Annotated in this window: 25 protein-coding genes; 12 read left to right on the plus strand and 13 right to left on the minus strand. The window is 43.4% G+C overall.

Annotation, left to right across the window (positions count from 1 at the left end; translation table 11 throughout):
• Positions 1–60: 60 nt before the first annotated feature.
• On the minus strand, positions 61–948 hold the full coding sequence (locus tag ACFOEK_RS01060) for a DUF6160 family protein (protein ID WP_386714858.1): 888 nt from the start codon (positions 946–948) through the stop codon (positions 61–63).
• 127 nt (positions 949–1,075) lie between these two features.
• The gene (locus ACFOEK_RS01065; RefSeq protein WP_386714861.1) at positions 1,076–1,663 is read right to left on the minus strand and encodes a hypothetical protein; all 588 of its coding nucleotides are present in this window, start codon (positions 1,661–1,663) and stop codon (positions 1,076–1,078) included.
• Between the two features lie 113 nt (positions 1,664–1,776).
• Here ACFOEK_RS01065 and fabR point away from each other — a divergent pair, with 113 nt between their 5' ends.
• The 3 genes from fabR (at position 1,777) to ACFOEK_RS01080 (ending at position 4,325) form a co-directional block, all read left to right on the plus strand.
• Positions 1,777–2,409, plus strand: coding sequence for an HTH-type transcriptional repressor FabR (fabR, locus tag ACFOEK_RS01070; protein WP_386714864.1), 633 nt, complete (start codon positions 1,777–1,779; stop codon positions 2,407–2,409).
• Between the two features lie 220 nt (positions 2,410–2,629).
• Positions 2,630–2,968 (plus strand): P-II family nitrogen regulator, encoded by a 339-nt coding sequence (glnK, locus tag ACFOEK_RS01075; protein ID WP_386714867.1) that lies wholly within the window; start codon positions 2,630–2,632, stop codon positions 2,966–2,968.
• Between the two features lie 55 nt (positions 2,969–3,023).
• On the plus strand, positions 3,024–4,325 hold the full coding sequence (locus ACFOEK_RS01080; protein ID WP_386714870.1) for an ammonium transporter: 1,302 nt from the start codon (positions 3,024–3,026) through the stop codon (positions 4,323–4,325).
• A 141-nt stretch (positions 4,326–4,466) separates the two neighbouring features.
• Here ACFOEK_RS01080 and ACFOEK_RS01085 read toward each other — a convergent pair whose 3' ends face one another.
• Complete coding sequence (locus tag ACFOEK_RS01085; RefSeq protein ID WP_386714872.1) at positions 4,467–5,351, minus strand: LysR family transcriptional regulator ArgP; 885 nt, start codon at positions 5,349–5,351, stop codon at positions 4,467–4,469.
• Positions 5,352–5,520: 169 nt separating this feature from the next.
• Between ACFOEK_RS01085 and ACFOEK_RS01090 the strand changes: the two genes are divergently transcribed.
• Positions 5,521–6,165, plus strand: coding sequence for a LysE/ArgO family amino acid transporter (locus ACFOEK_RS01090; protein WP_386714875.1), 645 nt, complete (start codon positions 5,521–5,523; stop codon positions 6,163–6,165).
• Positions 6,166–6,263: 98 nt separating this feature from the next.
• On the opposite strand, the gene hisC is transcribed toward ACFOEK_RS01090, so the two are convergent.
• Positions 6,264–7,322 carry a histidinol-phosphate transaminase gene (hisC, locus tag ACFOEK_RS01095; RefSeq protein WP_386714878.1) on the minus strand — a complete coding sequence of 353 codons (1,059 nt, stop codon included), beginning with the start codon at positions 7,320–7,322 and terminating at the stop codon, positions 6,264–6,266.
• A 525-nt stretch (positions 7,323–7,847) separates the two neighbouring features.
• On the opposite strand from hisC, the gene ACFOEK_RS01100 reads away from it, so the two are divergent.
• Complete coding sequence (locus ACFOEK_RS01100; protein WP_386714880.1) at positions 7,848–8,378, plus strand: hypothetical protein; 531 nt, start codon at positions 7,848–7,850, stop codon at positions 8,376–8,378.
• Between the two features lie 58 nt (positions 8,379–8,436).
• Here the strand turns inward: ACFOEK_RS01100 and ACFOEK_RS01105 are convergent, their stop codons facing one another.
• From ACFOEK_RS01105 to ACFOEK_RS01115, 3 genes are all read right to left on the minus strand, one after another.
• The gene (locus ACFOEK_RS01105; RefSeq protein ID WP_386714883.1) at positions 8,437–8,610 is read right to left on the minus strand and encodes a hypothetical protein; all 174 of its coding nucleotides are present in this window, start codon (positions 8,608–8,610) and stop codon (positions 8,437–8,439) included.
• An 18-nt stretch (positions 8,611–8,628) separates the two neighbouring features.
• Positions 8,629–9,774, minus strand: coding sequence for an acetylornithine deacetylase (argE, locus tag ACFOEK_RS01110; protein ID WP_386714886.1), 1,146 nt, complete (start codon positions 9,772–9,774; stop codon positions 8,629–8,631).
• An 83-nt stretch (positions 9,775–9,857) separates the two neighbouring features.
• The gene (locus ACFOEK_RS01115) at positions 9,858–11,288 is read right to left on the minus strand and encodes an L-serine ammonia-lyase (RefSeq protein WP_386714889.1); all 1,431 of its coding nucleotides are present in this window, start codon (positions 11,286–11,288) and stop codon (positions 9,858–9,860) included.
• A 207-nt stretch (positions 11,289–11,495) separates the two neighbouring features.
• On the opposite strand from ACFOEK_RS01115, the gene ACFOEK_RS01120 reads away from it, so the two are divergent.
• The gene (locus ACFOEK_RS01120) at positions 11,496–11,999 is read left to right on the plus strand and encodes a GNAT family N-acetyltransferase (RefSeq protein WP_386714892.1); all 504 of its coding nucleotides are present in this window, start codon (positions 11,496–11,498) and stop codon (positions 11,997–11,999) included.
• A 173-nt stretch (positions 12,000–12,172) separates the two neighbouring features.
• On the opposite strand, the gene ACFOEK_RS01125 is transcribed toward ACFOEK_RS01120, so the two are convergent.
• From ACFOEK_RS01125 to ald, 4 genes are all read right to left on the minus strand, one after another.
• Complete coding sequence (locus tag ACFOEK_RS01125; protein WP_386714895.1) at positions 12,173–12,832, minus strand: glutathione S-transferase family protein; 660 nt, start codon at positions 12,830–12,832, stop codon at positions 12,173–12,175.
• A 96-nt stretch (positions 12,833–12,928) separates the two neighbouring features.
• Positions 12,929–13,219 carry an antibiotic biosynthesis monooxygenase family protein gene (locus ACFOEK_RS01130; protein WP_386714897.1) on the minus strand — a complete coding sequence of 97 codons (291 nt, stop codon included), beginning with the start codon at positions 13,217–13,219 and terminating at the stop codon, positions 12,929–12,931.
• 44 nt (positions 13,220–13,263) lie between these two features.
• The gene (locus tag ACFOEK_RS01135) at positions 13,264–13,854 is read right to left on the minus strand and encodes a hypothetical protein (protein WP_386714900.1); all 591 of its coding nucleotides are present in this window, start codon (positions 13,852–13,854) and stop codon (positions 13,264–13,266) included.
• Between the two features lie 205 nt (positions 13,855–14,059).
• A complete protein-coding gene (gene ald, locus ACFOEK_RS01140) occupies positions 14,060–15,175 on the minus strand; it encodes an alanine dehydrogenase (RefSeq protein ID WP_386714903.1) in 1,116 nt (371 codons plus the stop codon).
• A gap of 228 nt (positions 15,176–15,403) precedes the next feature.
• Here ald and ACFOEK_RS01145 point away from each other — a divergent pair, with 228 nt between their 5' ends.
• The 4 genes from ACFOEK_RS01145 (at position 15,404) to ACFOEK_RS01160 (ending at position 19,486) form a co-directional block, all read left to right on the plus strand.
• Positions 15,404–15,865 carry an Lrp/AsnC family transcriptional regulator gene (locus tag ACFOEK_RS01145; RefSeq protein WP_386714906.1) on the plus strand — a complete coding sequence of 154 codons (462 nt, stop codon included), beginning with the start codon at positions 15,404–15,406 and terminating at the stop codon, positions 15,863–15,865.
• 121 nt (positions 15,866–15,986) lie between these two features.
• A complete protein-coding gene (locus tag ACFOEK_RS01150) occupies positions 15,987–17,462 on the plus strand; it encodes an aminoacyl-histidine dipeptidase (RefSeq protein WP_386714909.1) in 1,476 nt (491 codons plus the stop codon).
• A 1-nt stretch (position 17,463) separates the two neighbouring features.
• Positions 17,464–18,261, plus strand: coding sequence for a TIGR01621 family pseudouridine synthase (locus ACFOEK_RS01155; RefSeq protein ID WP_386714912.1), 798 nt, complete (start codon positions 17,464–17,466; stop codon positions 18,259–18,261).
• Positions 18,262–18,355: 94 nt separating this feature from the next.
• Positions 18,356–19,486: an SMP-30/gluconolactonase/LRE family protein gene (locus ACFOEK_RS01160; protein ID WP_386714915.1), complete on the plus strand. Its 1,131-nt coding sequence runs from the start codon at positions 18,356–18,358 to the stop codon at positions 19,484–19,486.
• 7 nt (positions 19,487–19,493) lie between these two features.
• Here ACFOEK_RS01160 and ACFOEK_RS01165 read toward each other — a convergent pair whose 3' ends face one another.
• Positions 19,494–20,099, minus strand: coding sequence for a DUF924 family protein (locus tag ACFOEK_RS01165; protein ID WP_386714917.1), 606 nt, complete (start codon positions 20,097–20,099; stop codon positions 19,494–19,496).
• Positions 20,100–20,358: 259 nt separating this feature from the next.
• On the opposite strand from ACFOEK_RS01165, the gene ACFOEK_RS01170 reads away from it, so the two are divergent.
• Complete coding sequence (locus ACFOEK_RS01170; protein WP_386714920.1) at positions 20,359–21,165, plus strand: hypothetical protein; 807 nt, start codon at positions 20,359–20,361, stop codon at positions 21,163–21,165.
• 121 nt (positions 21,166–21,286) lie between these two features.
• On the opposite strand, the gene lexA is transcribed toward ACFOEK_RS01170, so the two are convergent.
• Positions 21,287–21,922: a transcriptional repressor LexA gene (lexA, locus tag ACFOEK_RS01175; RefSeq protein WP_386714923.1), complete on the minus strand. Its 636-nt coding sequence runs from the start codon at positions 21,920–21,922 to the stop codon at positions 21,287–21,289.
• Between the two features lie 172 nt (positions 21,923–22,094).
• Between lexA and ACFOEK_RS01180 the strand changes: the two genes are divergently transcribed.
• Positions 22,095–23,408 carry a hypothetical protein gene (locus tag ACFOEK_RS01180; protein WP_386714926.1) on the plus strand — a complete coding sequence of 438 codons (1,314 nt, stop codon included), beginning with the start codon at positions 22,095–22,097 and terminating at the stop codon, positions 23,406–23,408.
• Positions 23,409–23,504 lie beyond the last annotated feature (96 nt).

Genomic DNA, 23,504 nt, shown 5'->3' on the forward strand with positions numbered 1-23,504 from the left:
TCTATCCAATAAAAAACCCGCCGAAGCGGGTTTTACCTTAACAACTTATTATTTATATGTTTAATGGCCGAATACGTGAAGCTTGGTTCCATGTAGCTTTAGATCATCAATGGTAACACTGCCAATAGAGGCGTTGCCTATATTAATATTTCCAAAGCCCATATCAGCTTCAAAAGGAGTATTTTCTCCTCCATTACCATAAAGCGATATGCTCAATACATCATCAGATGTGGTAGCTCCTGTAGAGTATCCATCCACTGCTTCAATAGTTAATCGAGCAACAGCACCACTGTTAGCAATATCAAAGAAACCTAATTCTTGATCTTCATGGAAACCACTTCCGGCTATGTACATGTCTTCAATGGACATACCGAGAGTTGGGATAGACATATCTATATCATCAATAGCAAAAGATATTTTTGCATTGATCTGGCCTGTATTACCAGTATTCTTAATCTGCATATAGGCCGCAGTAAAGTAACCTGTCATGCTGAAATCTTGGATTATAGTCGTTGATACCTGGTTGTCCTGGCTAACTAATCGAACTGAGTCAAATGACAATCCAAAGTCTACCGGGGATGTTCCAACACAACCTATACAGGTTGACGTTGCTCCCATATTAATTAACAGGTCACCATTGCTGTTGGAATCAATATCGATTCGCATATCATCGAGTTTATCAGTCGGATTAATTGAACTAATAGTTCGACCAAAGAAAGTGTTTTTATTAGCACCGCCAAATTGTACATTGTCTAGCGCAATGCTGCCTTCGTCGGTATACCTGAATTCACCGATATTTACTTTGGTTTCTAATTCTATTGAGATGCCTGATTGACCTACTGTATCACCTAAGAACTCATCATTTAGAGGAGTAAGGTCGGCATAAGAGGTAATAGGCAAGCTTAAGAGCGTGAGGGAGAGCCCAGCTCTTTTAAAGTAGCTAGTCATAGAGCGTTCCTTCGTTTTTTGTTATTTTTTGTTAAGGTAATTAAAAGGGTATATGAATACTAATAAATATCAATATTCATGTACGCCGGAGGCGCCTATTTTGAGGTAATTGAGATCTATAGTTGAGTTATTGTTTATTTCTAACTTTAGTTTGGTGAGCCCAGTAAAAAACTTCTGAAGAAATTGTAGTTGTAACAGGTGGTGAGTAATTTACAGAGTTGGCGTTAATTATTATGCTTGTTGCAATAGCAAGTGATACTCCAGAAGCGTGTTCTAATCGGCCAATAATGGCTCTTTTGTAGTTTCCATCTGTTGTTTCGAGATTTTCTGTCATGTAATAAACTGCGGAAGCAAATATTTCTTTCTTTTTAGCTAGACCAATCATAGTTGACTGAATTGCTCTTACCATTTTTTCAGGTGTAGCCCCCGCTTCTTTGTTTATTCGAATTAGGTTCACTTTACCTGTTGTGCTTACAATGGCGCCAAATGGAGTGATTGTGCCCGTTTCTATTAGTTCAGGCTCTGATTTGTTGTAAGTCTTATTAAAAAGAAGATTGAGTTGCTCAATACTTTTTTCAGATATTTCGTTCTTTTGTTGTTCTGAAATTTCAGATGTATCTTGATTCGTATCTATTTTGTTTTGCTCTGCTTCATCTTCTGCGAGACAAAAGTTAAGTTTGGTTAGCAATAGAAAGGTCAGTAATAATCGCATCATTTAAAAGGTCTTGTTTGTTGTTCTTTGCAAACCAGCATACAATTTCACGCTTGCCTTTTTCAAACTCTTTGGAAGGCTAATCGATTCTCTGATCCCTCAATGTTGGAAGTACTATGTCAATTCGAGCTGAGCAAAAGGAAAAAACTCGTAGAGCCATCATGGAAGCTGCGTTAAAGCAGATTGGCCAAGATAAGGCGTTTTCTAATTTAAGTTTGCGTGAAGTTGCTCGTGAAGCGGGAATTGCTCCCACTTCTTTTTATAGGCATTTCCAAGATCTCGATGAGTTAGGGCTGGCGTTGGTGGATGAAGCCGGTGTGTCACTTCGTCAGCTGATGCGTAAGGCTCGTAAACGTATTGCTCAGAACGGTGGAACCGCAATTAGAACGTCCGTCGAAACCTTTCTGGAATTTCTGCATTCCAATCCCAACCTGTTTCGTTTATTGCTTCGAGAAAAAGCCGGTATCTCTTCTGAATTAAGACAGGCTATTCAACGTGAAATTGAACATTTTGTTTCCGAATTAACAGAGTATTTGGATGCTCAGGCTAAGATGCGTAGTCAGACATTGTTCCGTCATGATCTAGTTGCGCATGCTATGGTGACGATCGTGTTTAACTTAGGGGCGGATGCCTTGGATCAGTCAAAAGCACAGAAAAAACTGATTGGTGAAGAAATGATCATGCAGCTCCGTATGCTGATGATGGGGTCTGAATTGATGTCTAACAAGGCTGACTCTGATATCGATTAGCGCACCTCTTTGGTTCTGTTTATGTTTCATTTGTGCTTATATTTGGTGCGTAATTTGTATTTATGCCTCTTAATGAGGCTTATTTGTGCGCTTAATTGGGTCGATAAAAACGTATATTTCCCATTCTCACTGACTTCTAAGAAGTTGGCCTTATTCTTGAATGCCCCATAAAGAAGCTTTTTATTATAAATAAACAATAAGTGCACTCTATGGGGGAGGCATGAAGCTAGTAACTGCAATTATCAAACCCTTCAAGTTGGATGATGTGCGTGAAGCCTTGGCAGAGGTTGGTGTTCAAGGTTTAACCGTTGAAGAAGTAAAGGGATTTGGCCGTCAGAAAGGTCATACCGAACTTTACCGTGGTGCGGAGTACATCATTGACTTTGTTCCTAAGGTCAAATTACAAGTCGCTGTATCTGATGATCAGGTAGACACCGTAATTGATGCCATCGTTAATTCAGCAAATACCAACAAAATTGGTGACGGAAAGATCTTTGTTGCAGATCTTGAGCGAGTTGTTCGCATTCGTACTGGTGAGTTGGATGACGCTGCACTTTAACTCTGAGTATTTTTAATACCTAACTTAAGAACTGAAGTTATTTAGGGGAAGACCATTGAAACTTGTTAAACAACTTCTGCTCATTATTGGTGCAGGATTATTACCTTCTATTGCCTTGGCAGATGAATTGAACGGTGCAAACACAGCTTGGATTTTAACGTCTACGGCTTTGGTGTTGATGATGACCTTACCTGGCCTATCACTTTTCTATGCTGGTTTGGTTCGCGTTAAAAACGTGTTGTCGGTATTGATGCAATGTTTTGCGATTGCCTGTGTTGCTTCGTTACTGTGGATGTTGGTGGGTTACACCATGGCCTTTACCGATGGTGGAAGCTTGAATAGCTGGATTGGTGGTCTTAGCAATGTATTTCTAGCGGGTGTACAGGAAAATACTCTGTCTGGTGATATCCCTGAGTCCGTGTTTGTGATGTTCCAGATGACCTTCGCCATTATTACGCCTGCGCTTATGGTGGGTGCGTTTGCTGAACGTATGAAGTTCTCTGCAATGTTAATTTTCAGTGCCGTTTGGTTATTGGTTGTGTATGTGCCTGTTACCCACTGGGTATGGGGCGGCGGCTGGTTGGCTGAAATGGGCCTTCTGGATTTCGCTGGCGGTACGGTTGTTCACATTACAGCGGGTGTTGGTGCGCTAGTTGCCGCGATGGTTTTGGGTAATCGTAACGGTTACGGTAAAACTCCGATGCCTCCGCATAACTTAACGATGACGGTGACTGGTGCTGGCATGCTTTGGGTTGGCTGGTTTGGCTTCAACGCCGGTAGTGCATTGGCAGCAAACGGCGATGCAGGTATGGCTATGCTGGTAACACACATTTCTGCAGCCTGTGGTTCTTTGGCGTGGATGATTATTGAATGGATTCGCCACGGTAAGCCATCAGTGCTTGGTATTGTGACGGGTATGGTTGCGGGTCTAGGTACGATTACTCCTGCGTCTGGTTTCGTAGGGCCTGGTGGTGCTGTGATTATTGGTTTCACTGCAGGTATCGTATGTTACTTCATGACTGCTTGGATCAAAAATGGCTTGAAGATTGATGACTCGTTGGATGTTTTCCCAGTGCACGGTGTGGGCGGTATTTTAGGTACGTTTATGGCGGGTATCTTTGCGTCTACTGAACTAGGTGTGTTCAGTGGCCAAGGTTTCGCAGATGGTATTACTAGCATGGGTGAGCAAGTTGGTGTGCAACTGGTTGGTATTATTGCAACCTTTGTTTATACCGCAGTGATCTCATACATCCTACTGAAAGTGATCGACCTAGTGATTGGATTGCGTGTAGATAAAGACACTGAAACAGAAGGTCTTGATCTACGTGAGCATGATGAGCGTGGTTATATCATTTAATGTTCTTATAAACAGGCTACTTGCTATCGAGTAGCTTCTGTTTACATCAAAAAGCCCTGAGTGCATCCATACTCAGGGCTTTTTGTTTTGAGGAGTATGCAGATCAGATGGACTGTTTCAGATCAGATGAGAGTCGCACGATTAATCTAATACTTGTTCTGCAAAGTTACGAATGTGATCCGTTAGTTTTTGATTTAGTTGGGTCTTTAAATTCCAGATGTGCCAGTAGAGTGGAATCTCTAGGGTATGTCCTGGGATAAGTTCGGTCAGCTCGTTAGAGTCCAGCAACGGTTGGCTTTGAACGTCAGGTATCATGCCCCAGCCATAACCTCGTCGAATTAAATCCATATAAGACTCCGTTGAAGGAATTCGATGTTTTACGCCAATGTCAGAGGTGTTGAAGTAACGTTCCATAAAGTTTTTTTGCAGATCGTCCTTATGGTTAAACTGAATGGCCGGGGCTTGGATTAATTCCTCTTTTTTAGGAGAACTGCTGAAATATTGAGACTTAAACGCTGGGGAAACTAAGCAACGATAGGTCATGGTGCCGAGATAAAAACAATTACAGCCTTTAATCGGAACAGAGTCGGAACTGATGCACCCCATCACTTCTCCCGTGGTCATTAACTCCCGGGTTTTGTCCTGATCATCCACTTTAACGTGTAACAGGACATTATCTTTTTGTAGCAACTCATCTAAGGCATCAAACAACCAAGTGGCTAAACTGTCTGCGTTAACGCCCAAATGTAGGGTGCAGTGTTCACTGGTCGTTTGATTAACCGATTCTAAATATTCGTCCTGAAGTAGTTTTGCTTGTTGAAAATAACGTAATGCCGAGTGACCGGCGTCGGTCAGAACCAATGGCGTCGAGCGTATGATAAGTGTTTGCCCCAGTGTGCTTTCCAGTTGTCTCAGTCGTTGTGAAATGGCGGATTGAGTTAGACAGAGCTTTTCTGCGGCGCCTTCAAAGCTTTGTTCTTCAATAATTGCAGACAGGGTTTCAAACAGGCTGAGATTGATTTTCATGCGTTGTATGTGACTGTTAATTAACTGATAAGAAAAATTAATGATAGTTTAAAATGATTAATTTAACTAATTACGGGGCGTCTCTTATAGTTCTGTTCATAGGTACTGTTTCCACAGTACGCCACTACTTTCTATCTCTTCTTATATTTATGAATGGAGCTTAATCTTAATGACACTGTTTTCCGTTGAAAACTATGTCGCTTTTACTACGGGTATGGCGACCAGTATTGCTTTGATTATGGCGATTGGCGCGCAAAATGCGTTCGTGCTGGCTCAGGGAATGCGCAAGCAATACAACTTTGAAATCGCGACAGTCTGTTGTTCTTTGGATGCCTTGCTTATTTTTGCTGGAGTTGCAGGCATGGGGGTGTTGATTTCCAGTAACCCAATGGCAATGTGGTTGATTGCATTATTAGGCGCCATCTTTCTAACGGGCTATGGGGCGAGAGCTTTGTTGTCGGCTTTTTCAGGTGGTCAGCTCAAAGCGGAAGCGCGAGGATTAAAATCGTTGGGGCAGGCGGTTGTAGTTACGGCTTCGATCAGTTTGCTGAACCCTCATGTGTATCTTGATACCGTGGTTCTTATTGGCAGTGTTGGTGGCCAATATGCCATTCCTGACCGTTGGTGGTTTGCGGCTGGGGCTACGTTATCTTCTGTTCTGTGGTTTTTCAGTTTGAGTTACGGTGCGAGTGTCTTGGCGCCATTTTTTGAAAAACCAAAATCCTGGATGATTCTTGATACGCTGGTGTGTGTAATGATGTGGGCGATTGCATATACCTTATGGATCAAAGTATTTCAGCAATGGCCGTTTTGAGTCTTTTTATGAGTGAAAATCCTGAAGCCATCTGTTGGCTTCAGGATTGTTTTTAGACTAAAGAAATGAGCTTCTTAATTGTCGTGTTCTTAGACGATTTACTTCAATATCTCTTTCAATGCGGTGACTAGACTGTCGCATTCCTCTTGAGTACCAATACTGATACGAAGGTATTGATCAATCTTAGGCTTGTTAAAGTAACGAACAATGATTGAACGATCACGCAGTTGTTGAGCCAAGGCTTCTGCATCTTCTGTTGAGTGCTTGGCAAACACAAAGTTAGCAGCCGAAGGTAATACCTCAAAATTCAGTTGCGTTAATTCCTGGGTTAACTGGTCGCGTGAAGCAATCACCTTAGTGCAGCAGCCCTGAAAATAGGCTTCATCCAAGAAGGAGGCGGTAGCTGCAGCTTGTGCTGGCTTGTCTAAAGGGTATGAGTTGAAACTATTTTTGACACGCTCCATGCCTTCGATTAAGTCTGCATGTCCGATGGCAAAGCCCACTCGCATCCCCGCTAGGGAACGTGATTTCGACAAGGTTTGAATCACTAACAGGTTTGGATAGTCCTTCACGAGCTCAATGGCGCTGGTGCCGCCAAAATCAATGTAGGCTTCGTCCACAACTACCACGGATTCTGTGTTCATTTCCAAAAGCGCTTTGATGTTTTCAAGTGCCAATAAACGTCCTGTCGGTGCGTTGGGGTTCGGGAAGATAATCCCACCGTTTTTCTGGTTGAAGGATTGAATATCGATCTCGAATGAGTCAGTCACAGGCACTGTGTTATACGTCACTTCATACATGTCACTCCACACCGGGTAGAAGCTGTAAGTGATGTCTGGAAAGAGAATAGGATGAGCTTGTTTGAGCAGAGCCTGAAACGCAATCGCAATAACTTCATCTGAACCGTTGCCAACGAACACTTCTGATTTATTCACCTTATGATAATCAGCGATGGTTTGCTTAAGTTGGTCTGCGTTTGGATCTGGGTAGAGTCGTAGATTGTCATCAGCAACTGAACGGATAGCTTCTAGTACTTTTGGTGAAGGACCGTATGGATTTTCGTTAGTGTTCAGCTTGATAAGGTTTGTAATTTTTGGCTGTTCACCCGGAACATACGGGGTTAACGATTTGACTAGGGGGCTCCAATATTGGCTCATAAGTATGCTCTGTTGGTGGCGAATAAAATAAAGGCAGTGTGCTTTGTTTAAAGCGGGAATTGTCTGATTATCCTCGATTTAATTCGAGAATTCATTAATTGTTACCGTCTTATTCTCAGTTGCTGAACAGCACAGATTGATCAGAAGGTGTAACTTTTAGGAAAATACAAATAGAGTTTCTTGTGAAGAAATTTTATTTTGATAGGGATTTTCTACTGTCGTTTTAAGCGATTCTCTTACATATTTACATAAGGCTTTTCGATAGGATGTTTGGCTCGATAAATTACTCATGTTCGAAGGTTCCCAGGCTAGTTCGGCTGTCAGCTATATTATTTAAATAACACCACAATCGTAATTTATTGAATTTTCAAGGATTGATAGCAGCATTAAGTGTTTCTAGGCATTGATAGACGTTACGAACACCCTTCGTCCAAATTATTTTTTGAGCGCGGGATGTGCGGACTCTGTCCATGGATTACAAATGAACGAGCTGTGCCTGATGCTTAAAAAATAATGAGGTAATTTATGGACTTTCCACTGACTCTGCGACGTTGGACGGATAAAACATCGGCTGATTTGTCGGAACTATATTCTGCTCTGTCGGACCAACCTGATTTTGAAAATCGGTTGATTGAATCTCTCAACGGTGATGAAGAAATTCATCGCATTACAACTTGGTTGATTAAGCATCATTTGGAACGGAAAAACGTATTTACCTCTGAACAAGTTGCACATGTATTTGATCAACTCAATCATTTGCAAAATTGGGAAGCCAAACTGCATGTGTTGCAGATTTTGCCTTATGTCGTGATACCTGAATATTATAAAGATTCGGTGGAAGACTTCATTCGAGGCTGCTTGTCTGAAATCAATAAGTTTGTCCGAGCTTGGGCGTACAACGGATTTTACGAGTTGGCGTGTCAGTATCCTGAGTTACAGTCTGAAGCGGACGTGTTATTTGAAGCGGCCTCTGAAGATGAAGCGGCCTCGGTGAAAGCCAGAGTTCGTAATATTCAAAAACAAGGTTTCCCTGGATCATTAAACCAAGCATCCTGAACTGAGATCGCAGTTTTTTAGTAAGGTCTGTAGTGGTTAACTAATACCGTACAGAGAATTAAGACTTTGGATGTGAGTCCATAAATTCCTTAATAAAGCGCCTGATTTCTTTCGCGGCGCTTGTTTCCAATTCTTCACATCGTTGAATAAAGGCTTCTCTTTCTTCACTGCTTATTCGAATCAGTAGTTGACTGTCTTTTCTTACTTTCTTCTTTTTTGACTTGTCTGACATAGATGGATACCTGACAGTTTATAAGCAACAGTGTTCAATCATCTTTCTCAGAATAGAAACCATAGGATCAATTTGATCTAATGCCATAAATTCGTCGGGTTGATGTGCTTGGTCAATTGAACCCGGGCCGAGGACGATGGTCTCCATGCCCATTTGTTGCAAAAACGGAGCTTCGGTGGCAAAAGCGACGGCCTCTGAGGTATGACCTGTCAGTTGTTCTGCTAAGGTGACGATGGGGCTGTTCTTCTCCGTAGCAAACGAAGGTACACCTTCAAAGATGGCTTCAGCAGACAATTCGACTTGATGGGTTTCAGCGAGAGGTTTTAATCGTTGTTGAATCTCGGTCCTGAGGTCATCGTTGTTCATGCCTGGCAGAGCTCTTAAATCGTATTGCAGTTCACAGCTGCCGCAGATTCGATTGGGATTATCACCACCATGTATGCACCCTAAGTTTAAGGTCGGAACGGACACTTCGAAGTCGGCATTTTGATATTTCTGAGCCAACTCTTTTCTAAATGTTTTAAGTTCTCCCATAACATCGTGCATGGCATCCAGAGCATTATTGCCTAATGCTGGGTTTGAGCTGTGTCCGGCTTTCCCTTGAATCCGAATGACCTCCATCATAATGCCTTTGTGCATATGAATAGGCTTCAAACCCGTTGGCTCTCCAATGATGGCATAACGTGCTTTTGGGAAACCTTGTTGCGCCAAGGCTCTGGCACCACTCATGGAACTTTCTTCATCGGCGGTGGCGAGAATAATCAGAGGCTGTTTGAGTGGTTGGTCGAGGTAGGGGATCAATGATTCAATGACGACTGAAAAGAAGCCTTTCATATCGCAAGTGCCCAAACCGTAGAGCTTATTGTCTTTTTCTGTGAGTCTTAGAGGATCTGACTGCCAGCGGGATTCATTGAAGGGCACGGTATCGGTATGACCGGACAACACCAAACCGCCAGGGCCTTGCCCTAAAGTGGCGATGAGATTGGCTTTGCCTGGCATTCCTTCCAGATGTTGAATCTCTACATTAAAACCAAGCTGTTGAAACCAGTCTGCGAGCAACTCGATGACGGGTAAATTGCTCATGTCGATATCAGGGTGAGTACAACTGACGCTTGGTGTGCCGATCAATTGCGACATACGATCCGTTAGCTTGGGCAGTCTCATGAGAATCCTTTTTATGGAAGGTGATGTTTCATTATGGCGGTAGAGTTGATTTGATTACAAGGTCAGGGTTCTTTCACTACTGATCAGCATTCAATAAAGCTTACAGCCAGCCCTCCTTGAGAGGTTTCCTTGTATTTCTCTTGCATGTCTTTACCGGTTTGTCGCATGGTCTCAATGACTTGATCCAAGGAGACTTTATGACTGCCATCGCCTATCAGAGCGAGGCGAGAGGCATTAATGGCTTGGATAGCGCCCATGGTATTTCGTTCAATACAGGGAATTTGGACCAACCCTTTAATGGGGTCACAGGTGAGTCCTAAGTTATGTTCCATGCCTATTTCAGCGGCGTTTTCAATATGATCATTGCTTCCACCCAGTACGGCGGTTAGTCCGGCGGCAGCCATCGAGCAGGCGACACCGACTTCTCCCTGGCAGCCGACTTCAGCCGCCGATATTGAGGCGTTTTGTTTAAATAGCGTACCGATGGCTGTTGCGGTCAGTAAGAAGTTGACGATGCCTTGCTCTTTCGACAGTGATTGTTGAGGATTTACAAAGTGCACGTAATACGCCAGTACAGCGGGAATTACACCTGCTGCACCGTTGGTCGGTGCTGTGACGACGCGTCCACCTGCCGCGTTTTGTTCATTAACGGCGAGGGCATAGAGATTTACCCAGTCCATAACGGCAAGATCTTGTGGCATAGAGTGCTCAGGACGCTCTATCAGTGGTGATTCCGAAGCGTTAGTTCGTTTGATGAGTGCAGAGTATAGTTTGTTAGCTCTGCGTTTGACGTGTAAGCCGCCAGGTAATTCGCCGGTTTCGGTACATCCTGAGTGTATGCAGTCTTCCATCACTTGCCAGATGTCCAGGATGCCTTGTCGAGTGTCTTCTTCTGGACGCAAGATATTTTCATTATGCTGAACCAATTCGGCGATTGTCATGTGATGTTGCATGCAGAGTGCTAGTAATTCATCGGCGGAATTGAAGGTTAAGTTTTGTGATGAAATATGTGTGTTTTGGCTATTTGAAAAGTCTTTTATTTCATCTTCGGATAACACAAAACCACCGCCAATCGAGAAGTATTGACGCTGTTTAATTACCAGACCATTTTCATCAAAGGCTCGGAAGGTCATGCCGTTGGGGTGCTGAGGGAGAGTGTGTTGATAATCAAAAATCACATCGCGCTTTCGAATAAACTCAATGCTCTTTTTGTGAAGTAACATCATGCGTCTTGAGCGAATGATGTCTTTGATCATATCTGGAATTTTGGGCGCATCAATGTCTGATGGTATTTCGCCTTGCAGCCCCATTAGGATGGCGGAGCTGGTTGCGTGTCCTTTTCCTGTATGCGCCAGAGAACCGTGAAGATGCGTGAGAACACGGGTTGTCTTATCCAGCAGTCCTAGCCCGTCAAGGTGGAGTAAAAATCGTCGGGCAGCCATCATCGGCCCCACCGTATGAGAGCTGGAAGGCCCGACACCAATTTTAAACAGATCGAATACGCTAATAGTCATTGTGTAAGTATAGCTTTGGATTTCATTATTAAGGTTTTTGACGTGTCGGGGGCAGAGAATATAATCTCACCATTAATTGGCGTACGGAGAGGTTCTGATTCTTTAGTGATAAGAACTGTTGATTGGAAAGCTGTTAAGAGCTATCACACATCACTTCGACATCAAGCCCAAACATTGAAATGAGAATAGTTGTATGAGTGTAGCTGTATGAGTGCAGAACCAACCGAACAAGTGATCACCTATTATTTGGAAATGACTTCTCCCGAGAGCCTAATAGCTAAAGCTCCGGTTGCGGGATTGGATATTAAAAAAGTTGAGATACCGCAGTTTCAATACAATCGTTTTCTTTATCAATTGATAGGAGACACTTGGGAATGGACGGACAAGCTTAGCTGGAGTGATCAACAATGGCAGCAGCTGGTTGAATCCGATCTGCACCAAACCTGGGTAGCGTATTATCAAGGGGCGATTGCGGGTTATTTTGAGCTGTTACGAGAGGAAAACAGCGTAGAAATTTTGTACTTTGGCTTGTCACCTCAGTTTATTGGTAAAGGGATGGGGGGCTTCTTATTGAGTCATGCCATTGATACTGCGTGGAATTGGGATGGAACCAAGCGGGTTTGGGTTCATACCTGTACCTTGGATCACCCAAATGCCTTGAAGAACTACCAAGCGAGAGGTTTTGAAATCTACAAAACTGAACAAGAGTAAATAAATTTTACTCTCTCTTGAAAAAGGAAAGGCCCCACCTTTCGGTGAGGCCTGTTGAAAACACTATGTCCGATGAATAACAAGAAATAACTCATCGAGTCTTTATACTAGATCAAATATCGTGATCCGCGAGCAGTTAATTAAAAATTAACACGAATGTCATGGAAATGAAATTATTCTGTGGATCTGAAATTGATTTCTGCGGCTTCGATAATTTCTGGTTCTTCTCGGCCTTCTCTTAACCACTGTTCGAGATAAGGATCAGACAATACATGATCCATGTAATCTTCACACAGTTCATTGAGATCCACTTGGTAGGTGCTGAACCGAATAACGACAGGCGCAAACATCGCATCGGCAATACTGAATTGACCTAATAGCCATGGGCCGTAAGATCGGAACTCTTCCCGTAGCTCTGTCCAAATGGCTTCAATTCGATCCACTTCGTTACGAACTTCCGAAGATAACGGCAGTTTCAAGTCCGCACGACAATTCATCGGTAACTCATTACGTAAAGCAAAGAAACCTGAGTGCATCTCGGCAGCGGCGGAGCGGCCTACAGCACGAATCATTAGATCTTCTGGCCACCCCTGATTCTTCATGTAGCGTTCAGAGATGTATTCCATAATAGCCAGTGAATCCCATATGGTTTCCCCTTGATCTATCAGGACTGGTACTTTCATTGACGGGGAATACTCAGCCAATTGATACTTGGTTGATTCAGTGAATAAAGGAATTCGAATTTCTTCAAACTTTAAGCCGGCGTGTTTCATTAACAGCCAGGGTCTGAGTGACCAGGAAGAATAGTTCTTGTTACCAATGATTAGACGCATGTTCAAATCCCTTTGTGATTGAGTGGTCACGGTTCAATAAGAATAGCTAGTAAATAGCTTAGGTGTTAAAGATCCTCTGTAGAAATGTCTCTCTTCTTAGGCCATAGAATACGAACGTTTAATTTCCACTACTTCTACTTGGTAGTGGCTGTACCATTTCTTTTGTCCAAAGGTTTGCGCAATGAGGTGGTCGGATTGTTGTTTCCAGTTGCGAATAGCAACTTCGTCAGGCCAATACGAAATGGCAATCTCTTGGTCGTTTTCGGTAAGGCTTACAAATTCTGTACAGCCATATTCCTTCATTGCGATGTCACGGAGTTTAGCCGCCATTTCTGAGTATTGAGGGTCGAGTTGATTGACGGTGGCTCTGAAAATGACAGCATACATAACAGCACTCCTATCTTTTAGACGATTACGAATGAATCAAAAGCTTAGTTTTCAACTGACGCTTCAAGAGCCGCAGAAGATTCGCTTAACGTTTTGTTGAGGTCTTTTAAAAAGTCGATCAGGCGATAGCAAAGTTCTATGTATTGAATGGCTTCCTGACCCCCCACTTCATAGCCTTCGGCATGAGCGATTTTATTTCTGAGTCGTCTAAGTTCGTTAAACAGTTTACTTTTTCTCTGATCGAGAACTTCCTCTTGGGTGAGGAAAATTTCAGTGTCTTTGTAGGGTGTATCTTCACTGAAATTGGCTTCAGGAAAGTGGGCTTGCGTTAAATTACGTGTTTCTTGATGAAGTTGATCCCAGGCTTCAAGAATGCAACTGTTGGGTAAATGCCGGGCAGAACTGATCAATCGGATTTTAGGGTCGGACTTGAGCTCAGGGAACGCGGTCTGTGCTTTCTCTACCAACTGATCGATATCGTTGCTGAATTCAACCTCAAAGTCTTTGAACTTGAGCTTCTTTGTAAAAGGTGCGATTAACACCAGTTGGCGTTTGAACGCAAAGATCACGACAAGAACTGCCGCAGGCCATGCAATTGCATTCAATATACCGACGATAAATTCCATCCACTCCATGATGATGTCCTCATACTTCCCTAATTCCAATAGGCAACAGAGTATAACTTTTTCTTTAGAAAAGCTGTTACTCAGTTCAGTTCTTTTAGAGGGAAGGCAGTCGAGTAGCTTAGTGGAAAATTTAGAGATAAGAACAAAGTAAACAATTTGTGAAGGAGAATAAAAAACGGGAACATTACGTCCCCGTGATTCGGTTATATTTGAATTAAGAAAGCGCTTGTTCCGGTGGAACAAAGTCATAACCCAAGGCTTCTGCCACTGGTTGATTGGTGACTTTGCCATCCCAGACATTTAATCCATTAAGAAGATGGTCATCATCTTTCAGAGCAGCTTTCCAGCCCTTATCTGCTAAAGCCAAAATGAATGGCAGAGTGGCGTTGTTAAGTGCGTACGTCGAGGTTCTTGCTACACCACCTGGCATGTTGGCAACGCAATAGTGAACCACGTCATCTACGACATAGGTTGGTTCTGCGTGGGTGGTCGCTTTTGACGTTTCGAAGCAGCCGCCTTGATCAATGGCAACATCCACCACGACAGTTCCTGGTTCCATTTTGCTGATCATTTCACGTGTGACTAACTTAGGTGCTGCGGCGCCAGGGATCAGTACTGCGCCGATCACGAGATCCGCCGTGAGTAATGCTTCTTCCAATGACGCTTGAGTGCTGTATAAGGTTTTGGCTGTGCTGCCAAAGTAATTGGAAAGGGATTCTAACGTGTTTGGGTTCTTATCAAAAATGGTGACGTCAGCCTGAAGGCCCACCGCCATCTGAGCCGCATTAAAACCAACCACGCCACCACCTAATACAACCACCTTGGCGGGTTTTACTCCAGGAACGCCGCCAAGTAACAGGCCTTTGCCGCCTTTGGATTTTTCTAGCGCTGTGGCTCCTGCTTGGATGGACATCCGGCCAGCGACTTGGCTCATAGGTTTCAGTAAGGGAAGGGCGCCAGTATGACTGGTAATGGTTTCGTAAGCGATGCAAGTGGCACCGGAATTGACAAGGTCTTTGGTTTGATCGGGGTCGGGAGCGAGGTGAAGATAGGTGAAGAGGAGTTGATGTGGTTGGAGTCTTGCGCGTTCGATGGCTTGGGGTTCTTTTACTTTTACGATCATTTCGGCTTTGGCAAATACTTGCTCTGCTGTCTCTATGATCGTGGCACCCGCTGCTTCATAAGCTTGATCGGATGCCCCTATGCCGAGGCCGGCGCTTTTCTCCACAATCACTGTATGCCCATGATTAATGGCTTCTGCCACACTTTCAGGTGTCATCCCTACACGATATTCGTGGTTTTTAATTTCTTTAGGTACACCGATTAACATAACTCACCTCTAACCTTTTTTATTTATGTACTTATAAAGGCGCTTTAAGGAGGGCGTCTGAAATCAATAGACTGTTGTGATTTCTTAGCCACTTGATAAAGCTCTTTTCTCTCACTTGCTATTAATTATGGATGAAAAGTGGTGGAATTTTTTTCGAAATTTATTTTTGATTTTTGAATGCGTTGGTAATATTTTTCTTATGAGTGTTATTTTTCGGGAAATTATTTCATGGAAAAGATGAATAGTCGGATATTATCTCTTCTTCAGAAGGACTCGACTTTGTCCGTGGCAGAAATCGGTGAACGAGTTGGGCTATCCACGTCAGCCTGTCATCGAAGAATTCGCCAGTTGGAAGAAGAGGGCATCATTGAGAGCTATTCTGCGAACCTGTCGAGAGTGGTACTTGGATACAGCATTGAAGTATTTGTGGAAGTTACCCTGTCTGGGCAAAGTGAAGCCTTGTTAGATCAGTTTGAAAAAGCTGCGGCTGCGTGTCATGACATTATTGAATGTCATCTAATGGCGGGAGATGCAGATTATATGTTACGGGTGGCGGCTGAAGACCCGGAAGCCTATGAGTGTCTTCATCGAAAAGTGCTGGCCAGTTTACCGGGGGTTGCGCGGTTGAAGTCCAACTTGGTGTTGAAATCGGTGAAGCCTTATTCGGGATACCCAATTAAACAAAGCTGATGCTAATTATACTAGGTCTCCTCTCAAACGCTGGATATACTGGCGGCTTGACGCTTGAAATTCTTTTCTGCGCTGTTTGATTTTCCTTAAGTATTTGTATTTCCGTGTTTGGAGTGTGTTTATGTCAATCTCTCATCTCAATCCCGTCGCTGTATGGCAGCAGTTTGATCGAATTTGTTCGATTCCGCACCCTTCTAAGCACGAAGAAGATTTAATTCAATACATTCTCGAAGAAGCGAAGAAACACAATGTAGTCACCGAACGTGATGAGGTTGGTAATGTAAAGCTGTCTAAACCTGCGACTGCCGGATATGAGAATGCAGTGTCTGTGGTGATGCAAAGCCACATTGATATGGTGCCTCAGAAGAATGCAACTACGTCACACGATTTTACCAAAGACCCGATTCAGGCGTATGTTGAAGGCGATTGGGTCACTGCAAAAGGCACGACCTTAGGGGCAGATAATGGCATTGGCATGGCGGCTATCTTGGCTGTGATGTTTGCAGATGAGGACTCGGGGATTGTTCATGGTCCATTAGAAGCGCTTCTGACCGTTGATGAAGAAGCCGGTATGACCGGTGCTTTTGAGTTAAAGGAGTCGTGGTTCAACAGCAAGGTATTATTAAACCTCGATACTGAAGAGGAAGGCGAGCTGTATGTCGGCTGTGCTGGCGGTGTTGATGTGACCGTGAATTGGCCTGTGGCTAAAGTGCCGGTGGATGCAGAGGCTTGTGTTGCCTACGAACTCAGTGTTACTGGTTTGAAAGGTGGCCATTCAGGGATCGATATCCATAAAGGCCGTGGTAATGCTAATAAATTATTGAGTCGTGTTTTATTGGCGCTCACTAAAGCGTGTGAAATCTCCATTGCTGAATTGCAAGGAGGGACTTTACGTAATGCCATTCCTCGTGAAGCCTTTGCTACCGTTGTGCTGCCTAAAGGCCAAGAAAGCGCTTTTCAATCGGTTATTGAACGAGTCACAGAATACATTACGGATGAATACGATTATGTGGAATCGGATTTAATGATCCGAACCAAATCAACCGAAACGCCTCAATCGGCAATGGATATGCAAGCGGTTACCGGGTTGCTAAACGCCATTGTGACTTGTCCAAACGGTGTGCTTAGAAACAGCGATCGTTTCGAAGGAGTGGTGGAAACGTCCAGTAACTTGGGCATCGTCACTTTGGAAGATGAATTAGTGTCGTTGAAATTTATGACGCGCAGTCTTAAAGATCATGCTCGTGATAATGCGGTTCAGCGTATCCGAAGCTGTTTCGAACTCATTGGTGCGGATGTGGAAGCGTCTGGTGCTTATCCTGGTTGGGCACCAAGCTCAGATCCTTCGCTATTGAAGTCAATGAAGTCTGTCTATCAAACTTTGTTTGATCAGGTGCCGGGTACACAAATCATTCACGCAGGTTTGGAGTGCGGTATCTTAGGGGCCAAATATCCTGAATGGGACATGATTTCTTTTGGTCCCACCATTACCGGCGCCCATTCACCGGATGAGCGAGTTAACATCCCCTCTGTTGCACGCTTTTGGGATTATTTGTTGGCGGTATTGAAGCACTTGGCAGGAAAGCAGTCTGCGTAATATGCCTGATATCAATAATTTGACCGAATCCGCTGTGATGGATTTTTCGAGGATTGAGATCGTTTATGATCATGCGGACTTTTTGGTGATCAATAAACCCGCAGGTGTGAGCGTTCATAAGGACGATCAAAAGCAAGGATTGGTTGGAGGGTTAGCGGAGTTTCTAAAGCTCCCTAAACTCTACCTGGTTCATCGTTTGGATAAGATGACTTCTGGTTTGTTGATTCTTGCAAAGACTGAAGACGCCAATCGGATGTTAAGTGGTCTATTTCAACAACGTGCAGTGTCTAAGTACTATCTTGCTCTCTCCGATAAAAAGCCCAAAAAGAAACAGGGGCTAATTAAAGGAGATATGGTGAAAGGCCGGGGCGGTAGTTGGATGCTGGTTAAGAAGGCGGATAATCCTGCGATTACTCAATTCTTTAGCTTCAGTGTCGCCGATTGTTTCCAAGAAAATGAACAGTCAAAGCCTGCCGGATTACGTCTCTTTGTGCTAAAACCTCATACGGGAAAAACCCACCAACTTAGGGTTGCGATGAAGAGCTTGGGTGCTCCGATTTTGGGCGACGCGCGTTATTACCCTAAGCCTGCTGAGCATAATTCTTCAGCTTCTAGCGAAGCACGACCTGAAATTGATCGTGGTTATTTACATGCTTGGCGATTGAGCTTCACCTATCAGAAACAAAGCTATGATTTGATAGCAAACCCGAGCAGTGGCAAGTATTTCTGTCATGAACATTTTGATGCTTATTTAAATTCGTTAGGCCATCCAAAGTATTTGGCTTGGCCAACGCTCTAAATAGCAATAGTAAGTAGTGTGAAGAAATAAGCTTTGAGAAATATCTGAGCCGTCCGATAAAGGGTTATGGAAATTATAATAAGTAAGAGGATGTATGAAAAAGCTAGCTGTATTGTTAACCCTGATTTTCGTGGGGCTGCTGAGTATCTGGTTGAGATACACAGAATCCGAACATTACCCAGACTTAAGTTCCGAACCGCTATTGGACGAATCCAGTCTTGAACTGGTTGCGTCACTGGATACTCCGCCGGGAAATATTTCTGTAACGTCACAAGGTCGAATCTTCTTGAGTCTTCATCCGGACGCGCATCCTGATATGAATGTAGTTGAGTGGGTGAATGGCGAAGCTAAAGCGTTTCCTGACCCTAGTTGGCAACCGGGAGGTGCTCAGGAATTTGCCTTTCAGCAAGTTTTGTCTATTCGTGTCGATCAGCAAGATCGATTATGGGTGTTGGATAATGGTGTTCACGGGGTAGGTCAACCGAGATTGTTAGCCTTTGATATCAATACCAAAGCCTTGGTTCACCAATATGATTTTGATTCTGATGTGTTTGGTGTGGGATCTCATGCGAATGACTTTCAAGTCAGTGCTGACGGTTACTACATCTATATTACGGATGCCAGTATCTTTGCTAAAACTCCTGCACTGGTTTTTTATAATGTTGATAGAAAAGAAGCTCGACGAGTTCTTGAAAATGATATTTCAGTGCGAGCGGGGGCTTATGAACCAATCGTTCAAGGTCGTGAAATGACCATTGCAGGATTGTTTACTATCAACCCAGGTGTCGATGGCATTGCTTTAAGTCGTGACGGTGAGACTCTGTATTATGCCTCTGTTAGCGGTGATTTCTTGTATTCGATTCCGACTCGCCATCTTAAATATGGGAAGGCGAATGATAAAATTTTGGCAAGCTTTATCGAAGCCGTAGGGCGAAAAACTATGACGGACGGGATGTCGACGGATGCCGCAGGTGGTATATATCTGACCGACATTGAGCATTCGGCCATCATTCGTATGGATGCGGAAGGACACCGTCAGACGCTACTAAAAACTGATCTGTTACGTTGGCCTGATGGCTTGAGTTTTGGGCCTGACGGCTACCTATACATTACCTGCAGTGCTTTGCATCAAGTGTTGGGAAAACTACCGTCAGATATTGCTCAAAATGCGCCTTATCAGGTTTACCGAGTTAAACTCGATGCTGTTGGGGTGGCTGGCCATTGATTCTTTGTCATTGGCCAAAGCTGGAAAACTGGCCCTCAAGATAATTTGTCTCTTCCTTAGTGTTAGTACGATTTAATGCAGAGTTTCTGTGAGGAAATCGGCCAAAACGTTTAATGATGTCTCTGTGTTCTTCTGCAAAACCCACATAATTATCAATGACCTGTTGTTTTTCTTTGGGCACTTCGCGCTTTAAAGAGCTGAACATGCGAATGCAAAGTTCTTGATCGTCCAGGTTCTCTGAGTGTTCCAGAGGCATGTAGAAGAAAACTCGATGCTCAATGGGTAGGGCGAGATCAGTTTTCTCTGATAAACCGAGCTTGCACAACTTTAATGCACGATGATCTCCGGAAAAGGCTCTTTCGGTGCCGCGGTAAATATTCCGAGTAAATTGATCCAATAAGAGAATTAAGGCTAATCGGCCTTGCGCCGTATTTTTCCACGATTTCAGACCTCTTTTAAGTGCCTCTTCTACCAGATGACCAAATTGATGGCTTATCTCAAGGTCGACTTCACTCGATCCTGTCCACCATTTTTGCTTTTGCTCATCCTGTGCAAAACCTGAAGTATCTAAATCACCAAACCAATAGGAAATGATTGCGTTAATATCTTCCATGGGCACTCTAATTCTCTTTATTCTTTAAACAGACAGAACCTACTATTGCGTAATTGAGTAGAGTATAGCAAGTGAAAATGTGAGCGCTTACGATTCATGCTCGATGAGAGTATTGGTTTATTAGATTAAGAGATGATTTGATTAGCGGTTGATTCGTTATTTTCATTCTTTGGATTAGTATTTGTTGTAGAATGCGGGCAATTTAAGCTTAAAGGCCTTTCCGACAACGGAGGGCAATACATACGGGAAGGAAAGGGTTATGCACTTTGAAGTTGAGTTGGAAGTTTCTGAACTAGATTCTTTGAATGCGCTGGAATTTTTATGGGGCCATTTTGATCAACTTTCCAAATCAAAAATTAAAGATGCAATGAACAAGGGTGCTGTATTCCTTGAGCGTAAAGGAGAAAAAAGTTGTTTGCGTAAAGCGCAAACTGATCTCAAAATCGGTGATAAGGTTGAGGTGTATTACGATCAGGAATACCTAAACCGTAAACCGTTACCAGCAGAATTATTAACTGATCAACTGCAGTACAGTGTGTGGATGAAACCGGCGGGTATGCCAATCGAAGGTGAGTTGTTTGGTGATCATCTCTCTTTATTAAGAATCGCGGATCAAACCTTTGAATCTGAGCGCGATGCGTACTTAATGTATGAGTTGGCAGATGACTCAAAGGGCATTCTATTGTTGGTACATCACCGTCGTGCGGCGGCAGCCTTCACGGAGCTTCAGGAGAATCAAGGATTCAGTTTTAAGTATCGAGTGGAGGTGTCTGGTTGTATTGAAGGGAGTAATGAACTGGATATCAATGATGAAGACTACGCGCTGAAAGGTCGTTGTGAACTTGTGAAGTATGTGGAACACACTGATAGCACAATCCTTGATGTCTATTTATCGCAAGGTGATGCGAAAGATATCTGCTGTTATTTCCTAGAGATTGGCCATCCGGTGCTTGGTGATGAGTATATTTCAGGAAATACGGATCGTGATCGTATGCAGGTGGATTTAGTCGAGCTAGATTTTGAGTGTCCGATTTCTGGCGATCCGATGCATTATCGTGCTTATTAGTGGATAGCTTCCACGGGTTCAATTAGAAATAAAAAAGAGGATATTGAGTGAATTCAAATATCCTCTTTTTATTGTCGGCCGATGAGATTTCTTCAGAACCTACAGTGGTCGATCAAATAACTTACAAATCGCCATTACGAATTACGCCAACACCTAATCCTTCGATGTAAACCGCTTCTTCTGTGGTATCGATGATAATGTCTTCCAGATCTTCATTTTCTGGAATCAGGCGTACAATATTGCCTTTTTTGTCTAAGCGCTTCACGGTGACATCATCTCCGATGCGTGCCACGACAATTTGCCCGTTCCGAACATTCTGAGTTTTGTGAACGGCCAATAAATCTCCGTCCAGAATGCCTACGTTTTTCATACTTAGACCTTGAACTCTTAAGAGGTAATCCGCTGGTGGATTAAAGAATTCAGGTTGAACCGGGCAAATATGATCCACATGTTCTTCTGCTAATACTGGTGAACCTGCCGCCACACGTCCGATAACCGGTAAGCCTTGAGGTTGTTCTGGTTCATCATTGGATGCAGAGGCTTCATAACCGGGGATTCTTAATCCACGTGAAGTGCCCGGCATCATTTCAATGGCGCCCTTTTTGGCCAGGGCTTTTAGATGCTCTTCAGCTGCATTCGCTGAGCGGAAGCCCAGTGTCTTGGCAATTTCAGCACGCGTTGGTGGATAGCCTGTGTCGTCGATGTGATTCTTAATCACTTCTAGCACTTCTTGTTGGCGTTTAGTGAGCTTAATCATGAACTGACCTTTTATACAGTTTTGTATAGGTATACAGTATTTTTTGCGTATCGTAAATGGATTTGATAATGTTTTTGATAGGAGAGAGCAGATGCCTATATAGTTGACATATCAATCATTAATTCTCAAGATAGCCCAACCTAAGAACAATTAATAACTATTGGGGTTTCTCTTGTACAAGAATTTGTTTTCTTCGATCCGAACTCTATCCACCCGATCCTTCTCGTTTGTCCCTTTATTAGGCTCGCTTTCTTTGTTGCTTCCTCAGGTTGCTAGCTCTTATGAATTAACTAATGAGGTGACTACTCAGTGGCGGGGTTTTGCTCATGAAGGTGATGCTGATCAGCAACGATCGGATTTCGCGTTAGAGTATCAAGCAGAATTCTTTTATGAAGCAGATTCCGGTAGCGACTTTTTGATTGTTGAGCCTAAATTACGCGTTGATCAACATGACCCTGAAAGAAACTTAATTGATCTTAATAAGGCTTATTGGAATCACCTCGGCGAAGGTTGGGAGTTGCGTGCAGGTATCCACAAAGTCTTTTGGGGTGTTACCGAGTCAAGACATTTGGTGGATGTGATTAATCAGACTGATGCAGCCAGTTCCTTGGATCAGGAAGATAAGCTTGGTCAGCCGATGATCAATACTTCCATCGAATTCGAGTCAGGTATTTTGGACTTGTTCTTATTGGCAGGGCATAGAGAGAGGAACTTTCCAGGAGAAGACGGACGCTTCAGAACCTTTATTCCTATTGATAATGATGCTGCGCAATATGAGTCATCGAAAGAAGAGAAACGCATTGATTGGGCCGCGCGTTGGGTTCAGACCTTAGATGATACCGATGTTGGTGTTTACTTGTTTTCGGGAACAAGCAGGGAGCCTGTATTGGTGTTTAACAATAATTTGTTAGACCCTAAGCTAGAGCCCTATTATCCGGTGATTACTCAATTAGGGCTTGATGTTCAGCATGTCTATGAATCCTGGCTTTTTAAGTTAGAGGCTATTTACAGAAGTGGTTTTGACTATTCAGCTGACAGCGGTGTTGAATCCGACCACCATTATAAAGCTGTTGTGGCTGGATTTGAGTATACGCAAGTCGGCATTTTTGATTCGGCTATGGATCTTGGCTGGATTGGTGAGTATCTCTACGATAGCCGTGGTGAAGATGATCCAGTTGCAACCTTTGAGGACGATTGGTTTGTGGGATGGCGATTAGCGTTCAATGATGTGGATGATACCGAGTTGTTGGCGGGTCTTATCCTTGATCCCAGCAGTTCTGAAAACACGTTGGGCTTGGAGTATAGTCAACGTCTGAGTGATTCATTAGCTTTGGCTGTGGAAGGACGCACCTGGTTTGGTGGGGATAAAGCCCCGGATTCTTTGCAAGAAGCGTTAATGGAGCTTCAGACAGGTGATTCACGCGACAAAATGGCCTCTTTCATGAACGATGATTACGTTGAAGTAAACCTTACGTATTATTTCTAATTCTGAATCTATTTTCTCTGCTTACTGTTTTCTACTTAATAGACCATCGATCTGGGGCATTTTATTCGCTTTAGATCGGTGCGTAGAGAGTAAACG

It is taken from the genome of Litoribrevibacter euphylliae, from assembly GCF_042646085.1.
Classification (GTDB): Bacteria; Pseudomonadota; Gammaproteobacteria; order Pseudomonadales; family Litoribrevibacteraceae; genus Litoribrevibacter; species Litoribrevibacter euphylliae.

Excerpts from the sequence above, each read along its gene's own strand:
- ACFOEK_RS01155 (WP_386714912.1), top strand. The coding sequence starts at position 17,464 with ATGCCTGATATCAATAATTTGACCGAATCCGCTGTGATGGATTTTTCG.
- ACFOEK_RS01115 (WP_386714889.1), bottom strand. The coding sequence starts at position 11,288 with ATGACTATTAGCGTATTCGATCTGTTTAAAATTGGTGTCGGGCCTTCC.
- argE (WP_386714886.1), bottom strand. The coding sequence starts at position 9,774 with ATGAGACTGCCCAAGCTAACGGATCGTATGTCGCAATTGATCGGCACA.
- glnK (WP_386714867.1), top strand. The coding sequence starts at position 2,630 with ATGAAGCTAGTAACTGCAATTATCAAACCCTTCAAGTTGGATGATGTG.
- ACFOEK_RS01165 (WP_386714917.1), bottom strand. The coding sequence starts at position 20,099 with ATGGAAGATATTAACGCAATCATTTCCTATTGGTTTGGTGATTTAGAT.
- ACFOEK_RS01130 (WP_386714897.1), bottom strand. The coding sequence starts at position 13,219 with ATGTATGCTGTCATTTTCAGAGCCACCGTCAATCAACTCGACCCTCAA.
- ACFOEK_RS01090 (WP_386714875.1), top strand. The coding sequence starts at position 5,521 with ATGACACTGTTTTCCGTTGAAAACTATGTCGCTTTTACTACGGGTATG.
- ACFOEK_RS01120 (WP_386714892.1), top strand. The coding sequence starts at position 11,496 with ATGAGTGCAGAACCAACCGAACAAGTGATCACCTATTATTTGGAAATG.
- ACFOEK_RS01145 (WP_386714906.1), top strand. The coding sequence starts at position 15,404 with ATGGAAAAGATGAATAGTCGGATATTATCTCTTCTTCAGAAGGACTCG.
- ACFOEK_RS01105 (WP_386714883.1), bottom strand. The coding sequence starts at position 8,610 with ATGTCAGACAAGTCAAAAAAGAAGAAAGTAAGAAAAGACAGTCAACTA.
- ACFOEK_RS01160 (WP_386714915.1), top strand. The coding sequence starts at position 18,356 with ATGAAAAAGCTAGCTGTATTGTTAACCCTGATTTTCGTGGGGCTGCTG.
- ACFOEK_RS01135 (WP_386714900.1), bottom strand. The coding sequence starts at position 13,854 with ATGGAGTGGATGGAATTTATCGTCGGTATATTGAATGCAATTGCATGG.
- ACFOEK_RS01150 (WP_386714909.1), top strand. The coding sequence starts at position 15,987 with ATGTCAATCTCTCATCTCAATCCCGTCGCTGTATGGCAGCAGTTTGAT.
- ald (WP_386714903.1), bottom strand. The coding sequence starts at position 15,175 with ATGTTAATCGGTGTACCTAAAGAAATTAAAAACCACGAATATCGTGTA.
- hisC (WP_386714878.1), bottom strand. The coding sequence starts at position 7,322 with ATGAGCCAATATTGGAGCCCCCTAGTCAAATCGTTAACCCCGTATGTT.
- fabR (WP_386714864.1), top strand. The coding sequence starts at position 1,777 with ATGTCAATTCGAGCTGAGCAAAAGGAAAAAACTCGTAGAGCCATCATG.
- ACFOEK_RS01065 (WP_386714861.1), bottom strand. The coding sequence starts at position 1,663 with ATGATGCGATTATTACTGACCTTTCTATTGCTAACCAAACTTAACTTT.
- ACFOEK_RS01125 (WP_386714895.1), bottom strand. The coding sequence starts at position 12,832 with ATGCGTCTAATCATTGGTAACAAGAACTATTCTTCCTGGTCACTCAGA.
- ACFOEK_RS01170 (WP_386714920.1), top strand. The coding sequence starts at position 20,359 with ATGCACTTTGAAGTTGAGTTGGAAGTTTCTGAACTAGATTCTTTGAAT.
- ACFOEK_RS01060 (WP_386714858.1), bottom strand. The coding sequence starts at position 948 with ATGACTAGCTACTTTAAAAGAGCTGGGCTCTCCCTCACGCTCTTAAGC.
- ACFOEK_RS01100 (WP_386714880.1), top strand. The coding sequence starts at position 7,848 with ATGGACTTTCCACTGACTCTGCGACGTTGGACGGATAAAACATCGGCT.
- lexA (WP_386714923.1), bottom strand. The coding sequence starts at position 21,922 with ATGATTAAGCTCACTAAACGCCAACAAGAAGTGCTAGAAGTGATTAAG.
- ACFOEK_RS01085 (WP_386714872.1), bottom strand. The coding sequence starts at position 5,351 with ATGAAAATCAATCTCAGCCTGTTTGAAACCCTGTCTGCAATTATTGAA.